Genomic DNA, 18291 nt, shown 5'->3' on the forward strand with positions numbered 1-18291 from the left:
GTACCGTATCCGTCGATCCGCGACTGGTTTACCGGCCGCGGTTTTTTTACACCGGTTTGCGGGTTGGCCCGCACGTCGAAACAGTCGAGGTCGCGCGCGTGTCTATCAATACCGGGTCGGGCCGGGAATCAGAGCATGAAACAGAGCACGGCCACGACGATATCATGTATCCGCAGGTGCTGCCGTTCGTCTTGATTCACGCGGGATGCGTTGCTGCGATCTGGTCGGGCATCACGTGGCAGGCGGTTGCGATGTGCGCCACGTTGTACGGGTTGCGCATGTTCGGGATCACCGGCGGATATCACCGGTACTTCTCGCATCGATCCTACACAACGAGCCGGGTGTTCCAGTTCATCCTGGCCTTCCTTGCCCAGAGCAGCGCCCAGAAGAGCGTGCTTTGGTGGGCCGCCAAGCACCGCCATCATCATCTGCATTCGGACACAGTGCAGGATGTACATTCACCCCGGCACAAGGGGTTTGTGTTCAGCCATGTCGGCTGGATCTTTTACCGGCAGCATGATGCGACTGACCTGGTGAAGGTCGCAGATCTGGCCTCGTATCCCGAGCTGATGTGGTTGCACCGGCTGGAGCTGTTGCCTCCCGTCGTGCTCGCCGTGTTGTGCTTCCTTGTTGCCGGATGGTCGGGGCTCGTCGTCGGATTCCTCTGGAGCACGGTGCTGCTCTATCACGCCACATTCTGCATCAACTCGCTCGCGCATGTTCACGGGCGCAAGCGTTACGTGACCGGCGATGACTCCCGCAACAACTGGCTGCTTGCTTTGCTGACGATGGGCGAGGGATGGCACAACAACCATCACGCCTATCAGGCCAGCGCGCGGCAGGGTTTCCACTGGTATGAGATCGACCTCACCTATTATGTGCTGGTGACGTTGTCCTGGCTCGGCATTATCAGGGACATGAAGATGCCGCCCAAGCAGGTGCTGCGCAATGAGCATCGGTTGGGGGCACGGGTAATCAAGCAGGCGGCCGAACAGCTCGCAGCCCGCTTCAATCCCGAGCACATCGCGCATGCGATCAGAACGTCGATCCAAGAGACCGAATTGTCGGTTCGGGACACGCTCAGTCAGTTGCAGCACCAGGCCGATCTGCGCCTGTCCAGCATGCCGACGCGCGAGCAGTTGCTCGCAGAAGCGCAGCGCATGTTCGCCAAGACGATCTCGCTCGACGACATTGTCGACCGCGCCTACGAACTGCTGCATGACTCCGTCGGGATTTTCCTGGCCGCGCCCGCTCCCGCTTTGGTGACCAACGCTAAGTCCAGGGGGCGCGTTTAGCGGGCGGATATTTCTTTTGGAGGTGGTGTTCCTCCAGAATTGGGAGACGCGCAGTTCGCGCAAAAGGCGGCGTAAGAATCTCCGCCTGGGTTCCCACGGGACGACGTCCGAACCCCTGCTGAGACGATCAATCGAGGTGAAATCCCAGGTAAAGGTTTCCAGCCGGTTCATTCTGGAAATACAAGAGCCCTCGCGCCGCCGCGCCGGTAAAGAAGCGAAGCTTCGGTGGCGGGTTGCTGGGCGCGATCCCCTGTGATCGCGCGCCGAGTTCGAAGAAGCAGCAGCCGGGCTTGCCCTCGATTTGAATGCGTGCATGGCCAAGGTCATCGCGAGACAGGAAAATGATGATCGTCAGGTTCAGCTTGTCGACCTTCACGCGGCAAACCCCATAGGGGCAGACCGTCGAACCTGCATCGCTGTCGGTCGACGTTTCAATGCCGTAGTCCACCCTGTAATCCTTGGCGCAGGCGGCAGACGCCATGAGCAGAGCCCCAGCCATGAATGCCGTTGCGAATTTTACAGATTGCGCCGCAGGCCAAGACATTGAGGCGCATCTAACTGTCATGCGTTTTTCACCCAAAGGTTGTTCCAAACGCGTTTGGAACATATAGGGAACATTGTCAATCGGTTCATGACATCAGCGCTTTGGTGACAGCGCTGATGTCGTTGCGGGTGCCCAGCATCTGATGGACTATCTCAATCCGGGACAATCCTACGGAGAACACGAATATTCGGGTCGGGACGATCCGGAGCTTTCTCGCCTCGGGGTACGAGGAGAGGGCGATTGGCCGGAGCTGCCGAGAGCACGCCCTGATTTGTCGGCGCTGCAAGAATTGGCATTCTCCCGTTAGCCGTGGGCGCCGCAAAGATTGGCGGGCGCGCTCGCATGATCGAATCTCGTGGGTCGTGCGGACGGATCTCACTAAAATGAAAAAGCCCGCAGCGGATTTCTCCGCGCGGGCCGACTGACCTGTTTCGATGATGCCACTATACTGCTGCTTTGCCCGACGGGTCAAATACATTTCGCAAAATCCGCAGCATCTCACCTCTAGCCATTGACGGTACTTTGCATGGGGTTGATTTTCAGATTCTGTGGGATCTCATGGGCAGCCCAAGGTCCTATGAATGGGTGATCCGTAAAATCAGGTGCGGCAAAAACTACGACGCTGCCCGCGACGCGTCCGCCGACAGCCGTGCCAGCAGCGACCTTGCCGTATCCGACGGCGACAGCGAATCCACCGATACCACGGGATCGCTGCGCATCTCGTGCTTGCCGTTCGACGTGTGCTTCATCACCGCCGACAGTCGGCGGGCGATCATGTGCGCCGTGCGGAAGTCGGTCTCGGCGAACACCACGATGACAGAGCCGTCCTTCTGCGCCGTGCCAAAGTCCATCTGCCGCATCAGCCGGCTGAGGATCCGCGCAGCATCGAGCTGCGCGCGCGGATTGCCGGGATCGAAGGCGAAGCGCGCGACCGACAGGCCGCCGCCGCGGGCGAGCGTCTGCTCCACCGCCTTGGCGAAATCGCGCGCGAAGGCTTCTACCGTCAACAGGCCGCTGCGCGGATCGAGCCAGCCGCCGGCATCGATCGAGCGCAGCGTGCGGCTCAGTTGCGCCGCCATGGCGTGCTGGCGGATGAGGGGCAACGCGTTGGCGGCGATCTTGGCGGGCTCGCCCGGGATCAGCTCGAGATTGGGCAGGTCGTAGCTCTGCGTGAGCTGGTGCGCGGTGACGACAACCGGCAGGTTGCGGAAACGCGTATCCTCCGCGAGCACCGTGAGAAAGGCGTCGGTGACGCGGGGGGTGAAACCGTCGGACAGAACCACACCGTCGATCTCACGCGTATTGAGATGCTTGGCGGCAGCCTCGATCGAGAGCGCGCCGACGACCCCGGTGCGTTCGCCGAGCGCAACCGATAGCGCGGGGTAGGCGGCGCCGCGACCGATCAAGAGCACGATGGCATCGCGCACCGGATCGGCCTCCGGCATCGTAACCCTCACTTCCGGCAGGCGGCGCAGCACGGTGGCATGCAGCGTGCGGACGCGGATCGCGGCGCGCAGGCGGGCGATCAGGCGCTCGGCGGCATTGCCGCGTGTGGCGAAAGGCAGCGCATTGTGGGGCAGCGCGCCTGGCGCATCCAGCGCGACCAGCGGCAGATAGAGCGGCTGATCGGCGATTTTCTTCGCGAGCAGGGGCATGTACGGCTCGTGTCCGCCGGACATCGCCGCAAGGACCGCGGCCGGCTGCACCTCCTCGACGGCGCGCGACGCGCTCGCCCAATCGCTGTCGACAACAGGAAACAGACGCGCCTCGTCCAGCGCCGCAATGAAGGCCGGGCGCTCGGAATTGGACACAAAGAGGATCGGGCCCGCCTGGGACATCAGGAAACTCTGATCACGCAATCGATGCTGCGCAATCTAGTCCGGCCGCCTTAATGCGGCGTCAATGTTCCCGGCAAAACTGCTCTCAAACCGGGCCGGAGCGGTCGCGAAAAGCCTCAACCATCAGAGGGTTAAGCCCGAGTTCGCTGAGCGCCTCCCGGGCCCTTGCATTGTCCTGGGCCCGGCCCGCCAGCCGGTGACCCGAGAGCCGGTCGGGCAGGGCCGTCAGCAGCGCGCCCTGGCCGAGCCGTCGCGCCCATTCCTGCAGGTCGTTGGACAGGAAGCGATAGCCGCCGACCGCCATGATGCCCGATGGCGGCGCCGTGATGCAGATCGCAGCGCTGGCGCGGTCGATCCGGGCGGCGTAGCCGGTATCGACATAGTCGCGAGGCGGCTGCGCCGTCAGCGTCTCGCCGACCGGCTGCGGCGGCGCATAGGCCGCGATCGGCACCATCGGGCCGCGCAGGCCGAGCGTGCCCTTCGGCGTCAGCAGGATCTCGCCCGCGATCGAGGAGCCGGACTGTTCGCGCGGCGCGCCGTGCGGGCCGGGCATCACCGCGACGGGCACGCCATCCTCGCCGCGCCTGGCGCCGAACAGCCCTGCCTCGCCGAACAGATAGACATCCGTGAGCGGCGCATGCGGCGCGATCCAGGCCTCGCTCGCCGCCACCTGCTCCGGCGCGCGCCAGAGACCGATGACGTTGCGCAAGGTCGGCATCCGCGCCGCCAGACCGGAATCGCCGAGGCGCAGGGCGAGTTGGGCCGGCGCAATCAGCACGTCGCAGGCGTGCTCGTTGACCTGCTGCTCCAGCACCTCGCTCTCGAACGGATGGTGCAGCGCCAGCGTGCCGCCGCACAGCAGCCACACCGCGAGCGAGGAGGCGAGACCCGCGAACGACATCGGCATAAATGCCGACATCACGGTCGCGCCCTGCTTGATGTCGGCCTCCAGCGACATCGCGAGCCCGCCCGCGATCAGGCTGAAATGTGGCCGCGGCACCGGGCGGAAGCCTTCCGCCGTGACATCGAAGGAGATCATTGCCGCCTTGCGGCCGTCCTGGATCACGGCGCGGGTGGTGCCGGGCGGCCGCGCCAGCACCTCGTCGAGCGAGGCCATGCCTTCGGGCAAATCAGTGCCGAAGCCGTACACGTGGCGAATCGAGAACGCCTCGGCGGCTGCGTGCATCGCGAGGTCGGCATAGCTGACGCTGTCGACCTTGCTCATGGTGACGATGGCGCGCGCCGCCGTGCGGTTGAGCGCGGCCGCCAGTTCCGCCTGTCGCCACAGCAATGGCAGCACGGCCACGACCAGGCCGGCGCGATGGGCGGCGAGCACCGTCAGCACGAACTCGACGGTCGAGGGCAACTGGATCGCGATCACCGAATTGGCCGGCAGGCCCGATTCGACGAAATGCGCCGACAGTGCCTCGATGGCGGTGTCGGCCTCGGCGTAGGTCATCCGCCGCGGCTGGTGGCCGGTGATGCGGGACTTGTTGAGGGGGTCGAGCAACGCGGGCGCGTGCGGCTGCCGTATCAGCGTCCGCTGGAACAGCGTGTCGAGCGTCGGTGATACGGCTGGCTGGTTCACGGCGTCACTTCGCTGGACTGGCTTGAGGCTCACCCTTGGACCACCAGGTCTCCGGCAAATAGCCTGAGAGCGCGGTGGCTTGTGGCCGTTCTATCCGATTCCAGCGCGCGATCCATTGCTCGGATACGTTAAACAGGGGGATTGTGTAGAAGCCGGCCATCAAGGCGCGGTCGAGCGCCCGCACCGCATCGACGAAATCCGTATGATCACGGGCCTCCAGCAGGGCCTTGATCATGGCATCGACCGCGGGATCCCTCGCGCCCATGTAGTTGCGGGTCCCCGGATTGTCGGCGGCGGCGCTGCCCCAATAGAAATACTGCTCGTTGCCGGGCGACAGCGACTGGTCCCAGCGGTTCTGGATCATGTCGAACTCGTAGGACAACCGGCGCTGATCGAATTGCACCGGATCGACCGCGCGGACGCTCACATCGATGCCGGCACGCTTGAGGTCGCGCTGGAACGCGAGCGCGATGCGCTCCTGGTCGCGGGTCGTCACCAGCATCTCGAAGGTGAAGTGCGCTTTTGTCTGGCGGTCGCGGAGCACGGTGCCATCGAGATCGTAGCCGGCGTCCGACAGCAGCTTCAGCGCCGCACGCAGCGTCGTGCGGTCGCGGCCCGAGCCGTCGGTGACGGGCAGACGATAGCTGCCATCCATGATGTCTTGGGGGATCTGCGCGGCGAAGGGCTTCAGCAGGGCGCGCTCGCGCGCATCCGCGGGCCGCGCATAGGCCGAGAGCTCGGAGCCGGCAAAATAGCCGGCGACGCGCGAATAGAGCGAGAAGAAATAGTTGCGGTTGACCAGCTCGAAATCGAACAACAGCGTCAGCGCCTGGCGCACACGGATGTCGGCGAAGACAGGGCGCCGCGTGTTGAACACCAGGAATTCGGAGGGCTGCGGTACGCCCGGCTTGAAGGTATCGCGGATCACCTCGCCGCTTTTGGCAGCGGGAAAATCATAGCCGTCGTGCCAGCGCAACGGTTCGTTCTCGACGCGGAAATCATAGAGGCCGCGCTTGAAGGCTTCGAACTGGCCGTTGGCCTCGCGATAATAGTCGAGCCGGATCTCGTCGAAATTGAACAGCCCGCGATTAACAGGGAGATCGCGGCCCCAATAATCGGGATTGCGTGTGAGGGTCACGCTGGCGCCGGGTTTCACCGCCGTGACGCGGTAGGGGCCGGAGGCGATCGGCCCTGACAGCGTCGTCTCCTCGAAGGTCGCGACGTCGACTGCGTGCTTCGGCAGGATTGGCATCAGCCCGAGGATCAGCGGTATCTCGCGGTCGTTGGCCCCGGTGAGATCGAAGCGGACGGTGAGGGGATCGGGCGCCTCCGCCTTGGCGACCTTGGAATAGTACTGCCGGAGGTTGGGACGGCCGTGGTCGCGCAGCAGCTGCCAGGAGAACAGCACGTCCACGGCGGTGACCGGCTTGCCGTCGGAGAAGCGGGCACGGGGATCGATGTGGAATGTGACGTAGCTCCGCTCGTCATCGGTCTCGACGGATTTGGCGAGCAGGCCGTAGAGCGTGAACGGCTCGTCCTGGCCGCGGGCCAGCAGGCTTTCGACCACGTAGGCGCGGATCGGCTGCACCGCCAATCCCTTCACGATGAACGGATTGAGACTGTCGAACGTGCCGAGAATGCCCCAGGTCAGCCGGCCGCCCTTGGGGGCGTCAGGATTGGCGTAGGGCATGTGGGTGAAATCAGCCGGCAGCGCTGGCTTGCCGTGCATGGCGATCGCGTACGCCTCCTCGGCGTGCCCAGCGCTTGCAATCAGCCCGACGCTGAGGATCACGGCGAGGCTGCAAAGACGGAGACCGGGCCCCTCGAGCAGGCGCTGGAACATGAACATTCGGACACGTTGATTCGAGGGGTGGTGTGGGCGAATCCTATCACAGGGATTTCACTGGGCGCCCAGTCGGATGTGGCCAAAGACGCTTGTCGGCATTGATCTTTCCGTCGACCACGTTAAGAAGGCACGCAATCGCGCAAGAGCGCCGAACCCGTCACTTATCCGCCTCAATTGACGGGGAGAGAGCCGCGCCCAAGGCGGCTTGGTTCGGTGCTTCGGAGCGGTTCGGGCACTTCCCGTTCAGAAAGGGTTTTCTGCAATGAATTTCCGTTATTTGGCCGCGTCCGTCCGGCCGCGCGGGCGAGTTCTCGCTCTGTTGACGGCGACGGCATTGGCCATCCCGTTTGCCGCCGAAGCCCAGACCCCCGCACCGGCCCCGGGCGCGCCCAAGGCTGCCCCGAAAGCCGCTCCGAAGGCTGCCCCCAAGGCTGCTCCAGCCCCGGCGCCCGCGCCGGCTCCCCAGGCCCAGCAGGCTCCGGCCCAGCAGGGCGCCCCGGCAGCGCAGGGTGGCCAGCCCGCCGATCAGCAGATCCAGCTGATCTACGCGCCCTGGACCAAGTTCTGTCTCAAGGGCCAGGATGCCAACGCCAAGCAGGTCTGCTTCACCGGCAAGGACGGTCGCATCGAATCAGGCCAGCCGGTCATCGCTGCTGTGATCATCGAGCCGGAAGGCGAGCCGAAGAAGATCCTGCGCGTGACGCTGCCGCTCGGCATGCAGCTCGTGCACGGCACCCGCATCATCGTCGACAACAACCCGCCGCTGCAGGGGGTATGTGATCTGCTTCCAGAACGGCTGTATGTCGGACTACGAGGCAACGCCCGACCTGATTGCCAACCTGAAGAAGGGCCAGAACCTCGTGGTGCAGGCGATCAACGCCAACGGCGCGCCGCTGACCCTGCCGCTGCCGCTCACCGGTGAATTCCAGAAGGCCTATGACGGTCCGCCGACCGATCCGAAGGTGTTCGAGGAAACCCAGAAGAAGCTGCAGGAAGAGCTTCAGAAGAAGGCCGAAGAGCAGCGCAAGAAGCTCGAGCAGCAGGGGGGCGCACCCGGCGCAGCTCCGGCCGCTCAGAAGTAGTCGGGCTCAGATCCCGGACATGAAAAAGGCGCCCGATCGGGCGCCTTTTTTGCTGGCCGCTGTTAGTCGACCACGCGCCATCGTTGGTTGGAGGGCTCGGTCCACCTCTCCCCAGCGGGGAGAGGTGGACCCGAGGCGCGATCACACGACTCTCTTGCGCTTCAGTTCAGCGAAGGATTGCGCGGGCGGTAACCGCCATCCTTGTTCTTGATGAAGATCTCGGCCACCTGGGAATGCCGGATCGGCTCGCCGGAGTCGTCGGGCAGGAGGTTCTGCTCGGAGACATAAGCCACGTATTCGGACTCCGCGTTCTCCGCGAGCAGATGGTAGAACGGCTGATCCTTGTGGGGCCGAACCTCTTCGGGGATCGACAGCCACCACTCCTGGGTGTTGTTGAATTCCGGATCGATGTCGAAGATCACCCCCCGGAACGAGAAGATCCGGTGGCGCACGACCTGTCCGATCTGGAATTTGGCTGTCCGCGCTTTAATCATCCTCCGTCGATAGACCAGGATTGTGGCCGATGCTAGTGGCCTAAAGCTGGAATTAACCTACCGTTAAGGGGCGGATAGCCCCCAAGCCTTCAGAAAACACTTTATCAATGGCCGATATCCTCAATCTGGCGCTACCTTATTTCGGCTTGATCTTCGTTGGTTTCGCCTGCGGTAAGGTCAAGTCGCTGCCGGAATCGGGGCTCGCATGGATGAACTTCTTCCTGCTCTACGTCTCATTGCCCGCGCTGCTGTTTGCGATCATGTCGAAGACCCCGTTCTCGGAGTTGAACAACCCTCCGTTCTTGGTGGCGACCACGATGTCGACGGTGGCGGCGTTCACCATCGCGCTGGTGGTCGGCAAGGTGCTCGGGAAGCTGACGTTGCGTGAGGCGACGCTCGCCGGCCTCTCCGGCGGTTACGGCAATATCGGCTATATGGGGCCCGGGCTTGCGCTCGCCGTGCTCGGGTCAAAGGCGGCGGCGCCGACCGCGCTGATCTTCTGCTGCGACAGCATCTTCCTGTTCACGATCGTGCCGCTTCTGATCGAGCTGTCAGATCGCGACCATCCCTCGATCATCCACGCCTTCGGCGTGGTGCTGAAACAGATCGTGCTCAACCCGCTGATCATGTCGGCGTGTTTTGGCGCCGCCGTCGCCGCGTTGCATATCGAGCTGCCGGTCGCGCTCGACCGCACCATTACCTTCCTTCAGAACGCGGCTGCGCCGACCGCGCTGTTCGTGCTCGGCGTGACGGTAGCGCTCCGGCCGTTCGATCGCGTGCCCTGGGAGGTGCCGGGTGTGATCGCGGTCAAGCTCCTGATCCATCCGCTCGCCGCGTTCGGCCTGATGCTGGCGTTCGGCCCGTTCGCGCAGCCCTGGGCCGCCACCGCCGTCCTGATGGCCTCGCTGCCGCCGGCGCTGAATGTGTTCGTGATCGCCCGGCAAAACGATGCCTGGATCGAATCCGCCTCCGTCGCCGTGCTGCTCGGCACGTTCGCGTCGGTCGTCACGCTGACCAGCGTGATGTGGCTGCTGCAGACGGGACGGCTGGTGTTTCCGTAGTCAGCTATCGCCGCCAAATCATTTGCGCCACGTCGGCGTCAGCCCTTCGCGCATGGCGAACCGGCGGAGCGGCCCGATGGCACCCAGCAAATGCATGCCGACGGCGCGGACGGGCTGGAGCGGCAGGAAGTCGTTGAGCAGCGAGCGATTGGCGATGTCGATCGCAAAGGTCCGGCTCAGAATGTCAGGCCGCCGCGCCCGGTCGTAACGCCTGAGCACCTCATTCGAGCCCGGGTCCTGTCCTGATGCGATGGCCTCGCCGGCGAGCCTGGCGATGTCGGCCGCATCGCGCAGGCCGAGATTGAGGCCCTGGGCGCCGATCGGAGGAACCACATGGGCGGCTTCGCCGACCAGCGCGATGCGGTCGCGGGCGAAGGATTGCGGCCGCTCGATCGCCAGTGGAAACAGATTGCGGCCCGGCTCGACCGTCATGCGGCCGAGGATGGAATGCGACTGCTTCTCGATCGCGGCGGAGAGACCATCGTCGCTGAGGGCGCGAAGCCGCTCGGCCTCGGCGGGGACGGAGACCCAGACCACGCTGGAGCGGTTGCCGGGCAGGGGCACGAACACGCAGGGGCCGTGCGGTGTGTGGAACTCGGTCGACACGTTGCGGTGCGGCCTGACATGACCGACGTTGAAGGTCAGGGCGGTTTGCGTGAGTTCGCGCCGCGTCATCGCAATGCCGGCGGCCTCCCGGCACAGCGAATGCCGGCCGTCGGCGCCGACCACGAGCCGGGCGCCTAGAAACTGTCCGCCAGCCGTGCGGATCGCGACGTCGTCGGCTTCGATGACGACGCTCTCGGCCTCGTCGTCGAAACGGGTGAGATTGGGCAACTCCGCCGCACGCGCTTCGAGCGCCAGCATCAGTGAGCGGTTGTCGATGTTGTAGCCGAAGGCGTCGAGCCCGATCTCGTGACAGGAGAACCGGACCTCCGGCGCGCGGAACAGGCGGCCAGTGTCGTCGACGAGGCGCATGACCTCGAGCGCCGCGGCCTTGTCACTACAGCGGGACCAGACGTCGAGGCTCTCCAGCAGATCGACGGAGGCACCGAGCAGCGCGGTGGTCCTGTTGTCGGCATAGGGCAGGCGCCGGGCGACTAGCGCGGTGCGCGCTCCTTGCTGCGCGAGCGCAATTGCCGCGGCAAGGCCGGCCGGCCCACCGCCGATGACGCTTGCGTCAAAAAGTGTCGATGCGTCTGTCATGGAACGACATTTGACACGCCCTGCGGCAAATTCAAGCCCACCTATTTTGCTGCGTTTTATGACTGGTTGCGCGGCGCAATGCCGCGCTGGCGGATGTGCAAACCGGTCCCGTTCTGGTAGCAGAAGTCATGGAAACCCAGATGGACAGCCAAGAGGATTCGCTGAAGCCGACGCCGGTGGTCCGTGCCGCGGCGTTTTCGGTGCACATCTTCACGGCCTTCGGCGCGGCGATCGCGTTGCTCGCGATGCTCGAGGCCGTGCGCGAGCATTGGGCCGCGATGTTCGGTTGGCTTGGCGTTGCCCTGATCATCGACGCCATCGACGGGCCGATCGCGCGCCTGCTCGACGTCAAGACCGTGCAGCCGAACTGGTCCGGCGACGTGCTCGACCTCGTGGTCGATTTCGTCACCTATGTCTTTGTGCCGGCCTATGCGATCGTTGCGAGCGGCATGCTGCTGCCGGTTGCGGCGCCCTTGCTCGGGATCGCCATCATCGTCACCAGCGCGCTGTATTTCGCCGATCTGCGCATGAAGGCGGACGACAATCATTTCCGCGGCTTTCCGGCGCTGTGGAATGCAGCGGCGTTCTATTTGTTCCTGCTGCACTGGCCGCCGCTGTCGTCGACGCTCCTGGTCGCGGCGCTGGTGGTGCTGACCTTCGTGCCGTTCCATGTGCTGCATCCGGTTCGCGTCGTGCGACTGCGCTGGCTGACGATGTCGCTGATCGTGCTGTGGGGCGTGCTCGCCTTCTACGTGCTGGAGATGGATTTCCGTGTCGGCACCGGCGTGACGGTGGCGCTCTGCGCGATCGCGTTCTGGATCGCATTCAGCGACGCCTTGATCCGCCTTGTGAGATCGTTCGGATGATGCATCTGTTAACCAGCCCCGAGGCCTGGGCAGCGCTGCTCACCCTGACCTCGCTCGAGATCGTGCTCGGCATCGACAACGTCATCTTCCTGTCGGTGATCGTCTCGCGCATCCCCGAACCGCAGGCCCGTCGCGCCCGCCAGATCGGGCTGGCGCTGGCGCTGGTCTTCCGCATCATCCTGCTCAGCGTGCTGGTCTGGCTGATCGGCCTGACCGCGCCGGTGTTCTCGCTTCAAGGCTACGACTTCTCCTGGCGCGACCTCATCCTGATCGGCGGCGGCCTGTTCCTGATCGCGAAGGCGACGCACGAGATCCATGCTGAAGTCGACGCCGACGAGGAGGAGGGCGAGGGCAAGTCCGCTGGCAGCGCTTTCTTCTGGGTAATCGTCCAGATCGTCATCATCGACATCGTTTTCTCGCTTGACTCGATCATCACCGCGATCGGCATGGCCCAGGACCTCGAGATCATGATTGCGGCCGTCGTGATCGCCTGCCTGATCATGTACATTTCCTCAGGACCCGTGGCGCGATTCGTCGCCGAACATCCGACCACCAAGATGCTTGCCCTGGCATTTCTGGTGCTGATCGGCGTCGCCCTGGTTGCGGACGGATTCAAATTCCACATTCCGCGCGGCTACATCTATTTCGCAATTGCGTTCTCGGCGGCGGTGGAATTCTTCAACGTGCTGGCCAAGCGCAACCGCAGGAAGGCCGGCAAGCCGTAACCGTTCCACTCTGGGGCGAGTTGACAAGGCGGGCGTGATGTCTTTCGCTGGCTGATGCGAAGAGGAGGTCAGGTGATGACCAAAGCGGTCCGTGTGCACAAGGTCGGAGGCCCCGAAGCGCTGGTCTATGAGAGCGTCGAGCTGCCGGCGCCCGGACCCGGCGAGGTGCGCATCCGCCAGCACGCGGTCGGCCTGAACTTCATCGACGTCTACTATCGCACCGGCCTCTACAAGGCGCCGGCACTGCCCTTCATCGCGGGCAACGAGGCCTCGGGCGAGGTCGTCGCCGTCGGGCCGGGCGTGACCAATTTTCATCCAGGCGATCGCGTCGCCTACTACCACAATCTCGGCGCATACACGAGCGAGCGCAACATCCCCTGGGAGAGGCTGGTCAAGCTGCCCGATCACATCACCCACGAGCAGGGCGCCGTGCTGATGCTGAAGGGCCTGACCGTCTGGTATCTGCTGCACAAGACCTTCAAGGTCGAGCCGCATCATCGCGTGCTGATCCATGCCGCTGCCGGCGGCATCGGCCTCTTGGCCTGCCAATGGGCGAGGGCGCTCGGCGCGCATGTCATCGGCACGGTCGGCTCGCGCGAAAAGGCCGAGCTCGCGGAGGCCAATGGCTGCGATCACGTCGTCCTCTACAACGAGGAGGACTTCGTCGCGCGCGTCAAGCAGATCAGCCGCAACGAGGGCTGCGACGTCGTCTATGACGGCGTCGGCAAATCGACCTTCCCGGGCTCGTTGTCGTGCCTGAAGCCGCGCGGCATGTTCGTCTCGTTCGGCAACGCCTCGGGCCCGGTGCCGCCGTTCTCGATCGCCGAGCTGAACAATCACGGCTCGCTGTTTGCGACCCGGCCGAAGCTCAACGACTATATCGGCACGCGCAAGGAGCTGCTGGAAGGCGCCGATACGCTGTTCTCCGCCGTCATCAACGGCAAGCTGCACGTGCCGATCAACCACGCCTATGCGCTGAAGGACGCGGCGAAGGCGCATATCGATCTGGAAAGCCGCAAGACGACGGGCGCGTCGATCCTGAAGCCGTAAGCTCGTCGTTCCGGGGCGATGCGAAGCATCGAACCCGGAACCTCGAGATTCCGGGTTCGGTCCTGCGGACCGCCCCGGAATGACGATCCGTCTCACGCAACCCTTCTCGCCGCGCCGGCCTTGGTCAGGATCTCGTCGAGACAACCGATCATCTCGGCGATCTCAGCCTTCGTGACGTTCAGCGCCGGCATGAAGCGCAACGTGTCGAGCTGCGGTGCGTTGAGCAGCACGCCGGCCTCGAACGCCTGCGCAACGATGCCGGGTGCGATCGGCAGCTTGAGGTCGAGCGCGAGCAACAGGCCGCGGCCGCGCACGCCGCCGAGGCCGTGCCGCGCTGATACTTTTTGCAGCTCGCTTTCGAGCAGCAGCCCGGCCTCGGTCACCTGTTTCAGGAACGCCGGCTTGCTGACCTGTTCCAGCACCGCGAGCCCGGCCGCGCACATCACCGGATTGCCGTTGAAGGTGCCGCCCTGGTCGCCGTGCTCGAAGCAGGAGGCGCGTTCGGTCGCAAGCAGCGCCGCGAGCGGCACCCCGCCGCCGATGCCCTTGCCGAGCGTCATGATGTCAGGCGCGATGCCCGTGTGCTCGTAATGGAAGAGCTTTCCGGTCCGGCCCATGCCGGTCTGGATCTCGTCAAGAATGAGCAGCACGCCGTGCGCCTCTGTCAGCGTGCGCAGCTCCCGCAGGAACTGATCGGTCGCCGGCCACACGCCTGACTCGCCCTGGATCGGCTCCAGCATCACGGCCACGGTGTTGTCGTTGATCAGCGTCTCGACCGAGGCGATATCGTTCAGCTTCGCCTTCTTGAAGCCTGATACTTTCGGCTCGAACAGCGGCTCGAACGCCTTCTTGCCGGAAGCCGACATCGTCGCCAGCGTGCGGCCGTGGAAGCCGCCTTCGAAGCTGATGATCTCGAACGCGCCGCCTTTGTAGAGGCTGCCATATTTGCGCGCGAGCTTGATCGCGCCCTCATTGGCCTCGGCGCCGGAATTGGCAAAGAACACCTGGTCGAACGCGCTGGTCTCGACCAGCGCCTGCGCCAGTTTGAGGCTCGGCTCGTTGTAGAAGGCTGGGCTCGGCGTCAGCAGCCGCTTGGCCTGCGAGGCGAGCGCATCCGCAACCGCCGGCGGGGAATGGCCGAGGCAGTTGACGGCCCAGCCCTGCACGAAGTCGAGATAGCGCTTGCGGCTGTCGTCCCAGAGGTATGAGCCGGCGCCGCGAACAAACACGGCCTTGGGCCGTGCAGTGATGTCCATCAGCGCGTCATACGGATGGGTGGCGGTGGTCATGTCGAGCTCCTCTGGAAGCGGGTTGAAAACGGGACGCAAAAAGCAAGAAGGCCGCACTTTGCGGGTGCGGCCTTCTCGAAAACTGAAGCTGAATTGCTGGTTCAGCGGCGTCGTCGGACATGGCGCAACCCATCATCGTCGCTGGAGCGACGACGGAAAGCTGCGCGGCGGTGGGTCCGAGAGTTGATCATGAGGCGCGTCCGTACAGCCGAAGGACAGGTCTGTCAAGCCGGTCGTTTTGGCTGCCATGTATCGCTCAGGTCGGATGCGCGGCTTCCTCGGGTGCCTCGTCGCCCCAGTTCGCATCGGCAATCGCGCTGTCGATCAGCTCGCCGCGCATCAGCTTGAGCGGCGAATTCCAGTACAGCGCGATGTTGTGGAAGGGATCGGTCAGCACCTTGAAGCCCCACACCAGTCCCGTCGCGACGCCGCGTGCTACGAACAGCTGCAGCATGCGCGCCAGGGCGCCACTGACGCCGATCGCGAGCCAGAGCACGCCGACATGGCGCATGAAGTCGAGGCGATCGACCGGTGCAGCAAACAGGCCGAACAGCCTCGGATACGCATACAGCGCAATCGGCGCGCTGCCCCAGACCAGCAAGAGGATGATCTTGCGGGTCTGGTTGTAGCCGACCTTCACCGCCTCCTTGTATTCATTGCTGACGTCGTTGACCGCGTCATAGCCGTTCGGCTCGAAGAAGAAATGCCCGGTCTGCCGCGTCAGCATCGCGAGCCAGCCGACCAAACCGGCGAGCGCGGGATCCCTGAACAGCAGCGCATAGCAAGCCAGGAAGATGATCGCGCTGAACAGGTGCAGCGTCTGATTGACGGTGCTCTGGTGGTAGAAGCGGTAATCGTCGAAGCGCTGCGTGCGCAGCATGTCCGGGAGGCGGCTCATCAAAATCCTCGCTCGCGTTGAAAGCGCGCGAGGATTAGGACGAGTCCGTGACCTCTGCGTGAATGCACTATAGTGTCACATTCGCACGCGAAGACGGCAGTGAGGGCTAATCGACACCGTAATGCGAAAATACCTCGGCGATCCCGGCGTTGATCGCCTTCGCCGCCGCGATGTCGCGTTCGGCGCCTGCGGTGTCGCCCTGCTTTCGCTTCGCAAGCCCGCGTCCGTACAGCGATGAGTCGAGCTTCGGCTTTGCGCGCAGCGCGGCGTCGTAGTCGGCAATCGCCGCGTCGAGATTGCCGAGCTTGAGATAGGTGAGGGCGCGGCTGTCCAGCGTATCAGGGTCGTTCGGGGCCATCCGCAGCGACTGCTCGCAATCGGCCAGCGCCTCCTGGAGACGGCCAAGGATCGCGCGCGTCATGCAGCGCGAATTGAACACGCCGGAATAGCTTGCATTGGCCTTGAGCGCGCGATCGTAATCCGCGAGCGCCAGCGCATAATCATGCGCGTCGAAATACATGTTCGCGCGCGCATAGAAATCGCGGTCGTTGTCCGGCTTGAGCTCGATCGACTTGGCGAAATCCGCGAGCGCACGATCGCGATCGCCGCGATCGCGAAAGATGCGCGCACGGTTGCCATAGGCCGGGCCATAGGCCGGATCGAGCTTGATCGAGATGTCGAGATCGGCCAGCGCGCGATCGGCCTCGCCATGTTCGCGATAGGCGCTGCCCCGGTTGTAGAAGGCGAGTGCGAATTTCGGATCGAGCTTGATCGCCTTGTTGTAGTCGGCGAGCGCATGCTCGTAGTCGCCTTTGCCGATGTAGGAATTGCCGCGGTTGTTGTAGTACCAGGCGTCATCGGGAACGAGGCGGATGGCGCGGGTGTAGTCCATGATCGCGTGGTCGCGGTCGCCGAGATCGTCATGGACGATGCCGCGATTGAACCACGCGATGGCATCGGTCTCGTCGAGATCGACCGCGCGGTTGAGATCGGCCAGCGCGCGCTCGGTCTCGCCCTTGCGCCGATAGATCTCGCCACGGTTGGCGAGCGCGCGTTGATTCGACGGATTGGCCTGCAGCACGGCCGAGCAACCGGCCAGCCGCTGCTGGTCATTGACCTCCTTGGAACCGAAGCACCATTGCCGCGCCTGCGCGGCCGATGGGGATTGCGCGGCGGCCGGAAACGCGAGCAAGGTCAAGGCGGTTGCCAGTGCGCACAACGCTGGCCGGATATCGATCTTGTGATTGCATGTCATCTGATTGCTGCGCAGAAACCTATGAGCCTCTAGCGCGTTTGTGATCTCGGGATACGAATTGGTTCGAACCGGACTTGGGCCGGGGCAGACCAAGAGGGGACGGGACCACCAAGATAGTTTTCAGCCTTGTCCGACACGCCTTACCCGATCGACCTCGACAGCATTCGCGGCGCGTTCCCGCCGGGCATCGAGGCGCCGCCCCTGCTGCTGGATTTTGCCGGCTGGCTGAACGGTCGCCCCTGGGGCAGCGTCGGCTGCTTCTCCCTGCAAGGCCAGTTCTCCGATCAGGCCCCGATCTTCGATGGCAGTCCTTTGCGCGATCGCTTCGCGCTGTTCATGCGCCTGCCTGACGGCTCAGCCGTCGGCGGCTGGTATGGCGCTGGCCTCGACCGTGATGATCCCCCGATGGTGGGGCTGGGCTCGGAGGGCGATTATGAGCTGCTGGCGCCGTCGCTCGACGCCTTGCTTGCGAAGCTGACGTCGCAGCAATTCGACAAGGCCTGGCACGATTTGCGGCCGCATGACGAGGTCGAGCCGCAGACGGTTGAGCTTGCGCAATGGCTAGCCCGGCGCCCGGCCGGCGAACCTGTTGCTTGCGAGGACGGGGAGCTGCCCGACTTCCGCGGTTTCGTCGAGAAGTGGAGCCGGGACCGCGAGGAATATTGGGCCAATCACCAGATGATGGCCGAGCTCGGCTGGCGCCTCGCCGCGCATCTGCCCAAGGGCAGGAATGCCTGGGACAAGACCCATTTCGAGGTCGCGATCGTTGGTCAGCAATACGAGGCCCGCGTGCTATCGCGCGGCCCGCAGCCCTTCGAGGAAGCCGCCTCGATCGAATCCCTGCTACGCGATCTGCGCGAGGAAATGCGCCGCGCCCAGCCCGAGCTCGGCCTGTGGTACGCGATGAAATTCGGCCTCTATGCCGACGGTCGCGTCATGCCGAATTTCGAATACGATTTGCGCCCGGTCATCGCCGGCGAGCCCGCGCTGCTGTCCGAAGCCAAGGCCGATCTCGCCCGCGCCCCGCGGCCGGAGCGCTGGGTGCCGAAATGGCTGGTGGAAGCCTGACTGCCTCCACATCGTCATTGCGAGCGCAGCGAAGCAATCCAGGCTGTCTCCACGGAGGGACTCTGGATTGCCGTGCCGGTCGTATTCGTCTTCGATCCCCCTTGTTGAGCTGAAGATGGTTGGTCTCTTCCTGACCAGGGCCGTCTATGTCAAACTTCCGCGCTGTGGCGGCTGAAGCGTTGGCTGGCC

General features: G+C 64.3%; 15 protein-coding genes and 1 pseudogene. 7 read left to right on the forward strand and 9 right to left on the reverse strand.

Annotated elements, in window-relative coordinates:
• Positions 1-164: 164 nt before the first annotated feature.
• Positions 165-1295: an acyl-CoA desaturase gene (locus XH98_RS24420; RefSeq protein WP_271620178.1), complete on the forward strand. Its 1131-nt coding sequence runs from the start codon at positions 165-167 to the stop codon at positions 1293-1295.
• 127 nt (positions 1296-1422) lie between these two features.
• On the opposite strand, the gene XH98_RS24425 is transcribed toward XH98_RS24420, so the two are convergent.
• The 4 genes from XH98_RS24425 to XH98_RS24440 all read right to left on the reverse strand — a co-directional run bounded on the left by XH98_RS24425 (position 1423) and on the right by XH98_RS24440 (position 7114).
• A complete protein-coding gene (locus XH98_RS24425) occupies positions 1423-1776 on the reverse strand; it encodes a hypothetical protein (protein ID WP_271620156.1) in 354 nt (117 codons plus the stop codon).
• 677 nt (positions 1777-2453) lie between these two features.
• Positions 2454-3677 (reverse strand): GGDEF domain-containing protein, encoded by a 1224-nt coding sequence (locus XH98_RS24430; protein WP_271601249.1) that lies wholly within the window; start codon positions 3675-3677, stop codon positions 2454-2456.
• Positions 3678-3762: 85 nt separating this feature from the next.
• Complete coding sequence (locus XH98_RS24435; protein ID WP_271620157.1) at positions 3763-5265, reverse strand: AMP-binding protein; 1503 nt, start codon at positions 5263-5265, stop codon at positions 3763-3765.
• A 4-nt stretch (positions 5266-5269) separates the two neighbouring features.
• Positions 5270-7114: an extracellular solute-binding protein gene (locus XH98_RS24440; RefSeq protein WP_271620158.1), complete on the reverse strand. Its 1845-nt coding sequence runs from the start codon at positions 7112-7114 to the stop codon at positions 5270-5272.
• 259 nt (positions 7115-7373) lie between these two features.
• On the opposite strand from XH98_RS24440, the pseudogene XH98_RS24445 reads away from it, so the two are divergent.
• A pseudogene (locus XH98_RS24445) lies at positions 7374-8193 on the forward strand (invasion associated locus B family protein).
• Positions 8194-8354: 161 nt separating this feature from the next.
• Here the strand turns inward: XH98_RS24445 and hspQ are convergent.
• Positions 8355-8687, reverse strand: coding sequence for a heat shock protein HspQ (gene hspQ, locus XH98_RS24450; RefSeq protein ID WP_057755286.1), 333 nt, complete (start codon positions 8685-8687; stop codon positions 8355-8357).
• A 107-nt stretch (positions 8688-8794) separates the two neighbouring features.
• Between hspQ and XH98_RS24455 the strand changes: the two genes are divergently transcribed.
• Positions 8795-9748, forward strand: a complete 954-nt coding sequence (locus tag XH98_RS24455) for an AEC family transporter (RefSeq protein ID WP_271620159.1) — start codon at positions 8795-8797, stop codon at positions 9746-9748.
• A gap of 18 nt (positions 9749-9766) precedes the next feature.
• On the opposite strand, the gene XH98_RS24460 is transcribed toward XH98_RS24455, so the two are convergent.
• Positions 9767-10951 carry a UbiH/UbiF family hydroxylase gene (locus XH98_RS24460; RefSeq protein WP_271620160.1) on the reverse strand — a complete coding sequence of 395 codons (1185 nt, stop codon included), beginning with the start codon at positions 10949-10951 and terminating at the stop codon, positions 9767-9769.
• 140 nt (positions 10952-11091) lie between these two features.
• Here XH98_RS24460 and pcsA point away from each other — a divergent pair, with 140 nt between their 5' ends.
• The 3 genes from pcsA to XH98_RS24475 all read left to right on the forward strand — a co-directional run bounded on the left by pcsA (position 11092) and on the right by XH98_RS24475 (position 13592).
• Positions 11092-11817, forward strand: coding sequence for a phosphatidylcholine synthase (gene pcsA, locus XH98_RS24465; protein ID WP_228749685.1), 726 nt, complete (start codon positions 11092-11094; stop codon positions 11815-11817).
• A complete protein-coding gene (locus XH98_RS24470; RefSeq protein WP_271601255.1) occupies positions 11814-12542 on the forward strand; it encodes a TerC family protein in 729 nt (242 codons plus the stop codon). Before pcsA ends, XH98_RS24470 begins: the two co-directional genes overlap by 4 nt.
• A gap of 75 nt (positions 12543-12617) precedes the next feature.
• Complete coding sequence (locus XH98_RS24475; protein WP_271620161.1) at positions 12618-13592, forward strand: quinone oxidoreductase family protein; 975 nt, start codon at positions 12618-12620, stop codon at positions 13590-13592.
• 92 nt (positions 13593-13684) lie between these two features.
• Here the strand turns inward: XH98_RS24475 and XH98_RS24480 are convergent, their stop codons facing one another.
• From XH98_RS24480 to XH98_RS24490, 3 genes are all read right to left on the reverse strand, one after another.
• On the reverse strand, positions 13685-14881 hold the full coding sequence (locus XH98_RS24480; protein WP_271620162.1) for an acetylornithine transaminase: 1197 nt from the start codon (positions 14879-14881) through the stop codon (positions 13685-13687).
• A 256-nt stretch (positions 14882-15137) separates the two neighbouring features.
• Positions 15138-15779: a hypothetical protein gene (locus tag XH98_RS24485; protein WP_271620163.1), complete on the reverse strand. Its 642-nt coding sequence runs from the start codon at positions 15777-15779 to the stop codon at positions 15138-15140.
• A 106-nt stretch (positions 15780-15885) separates the two neighbouring features.
• On the reverse strand, positions 15886-17034 hold the full coding sequence (locus tag XH98_RS24490; RefSeq protein ID WP_271620164.1) for a tetratricopeptide repeat protein: 1149 nt from the start codon (positions 17032-17034) through the stop codon (positions 15886-15888).
• A 126-nt stretch (positions 17035-17160) separates the two neighbouring features.
• Between XH98_RS24490 and XH98_RS24495 the strand changes: the two genes are divergently transcribed.
• On the forward strand, positions 17161-18102 hold the full coding sequence (locus tag XH98_RS24495; RefSeq protein WP_271620165.1) for a hypothetical protein: 942 nt from the start codon (positions 17161-17163) through the stop codon (positions 18100-18102).
• The last annotated feature ends 189 nt before the right edge of the window (positions 18103-18291 follow it).

It is taken from the genome of Bradyrhizobium sp. CCBAU 51745, from assembly GCF_028128715.1.
Taxonomy (GTDB): Bacteria; Pseudomonadota; Alphaproteobacteria; order Rhizobiales; family Xanthobacteraceae; genus Bradyrhizobium; species Bradyrhizobium manausense.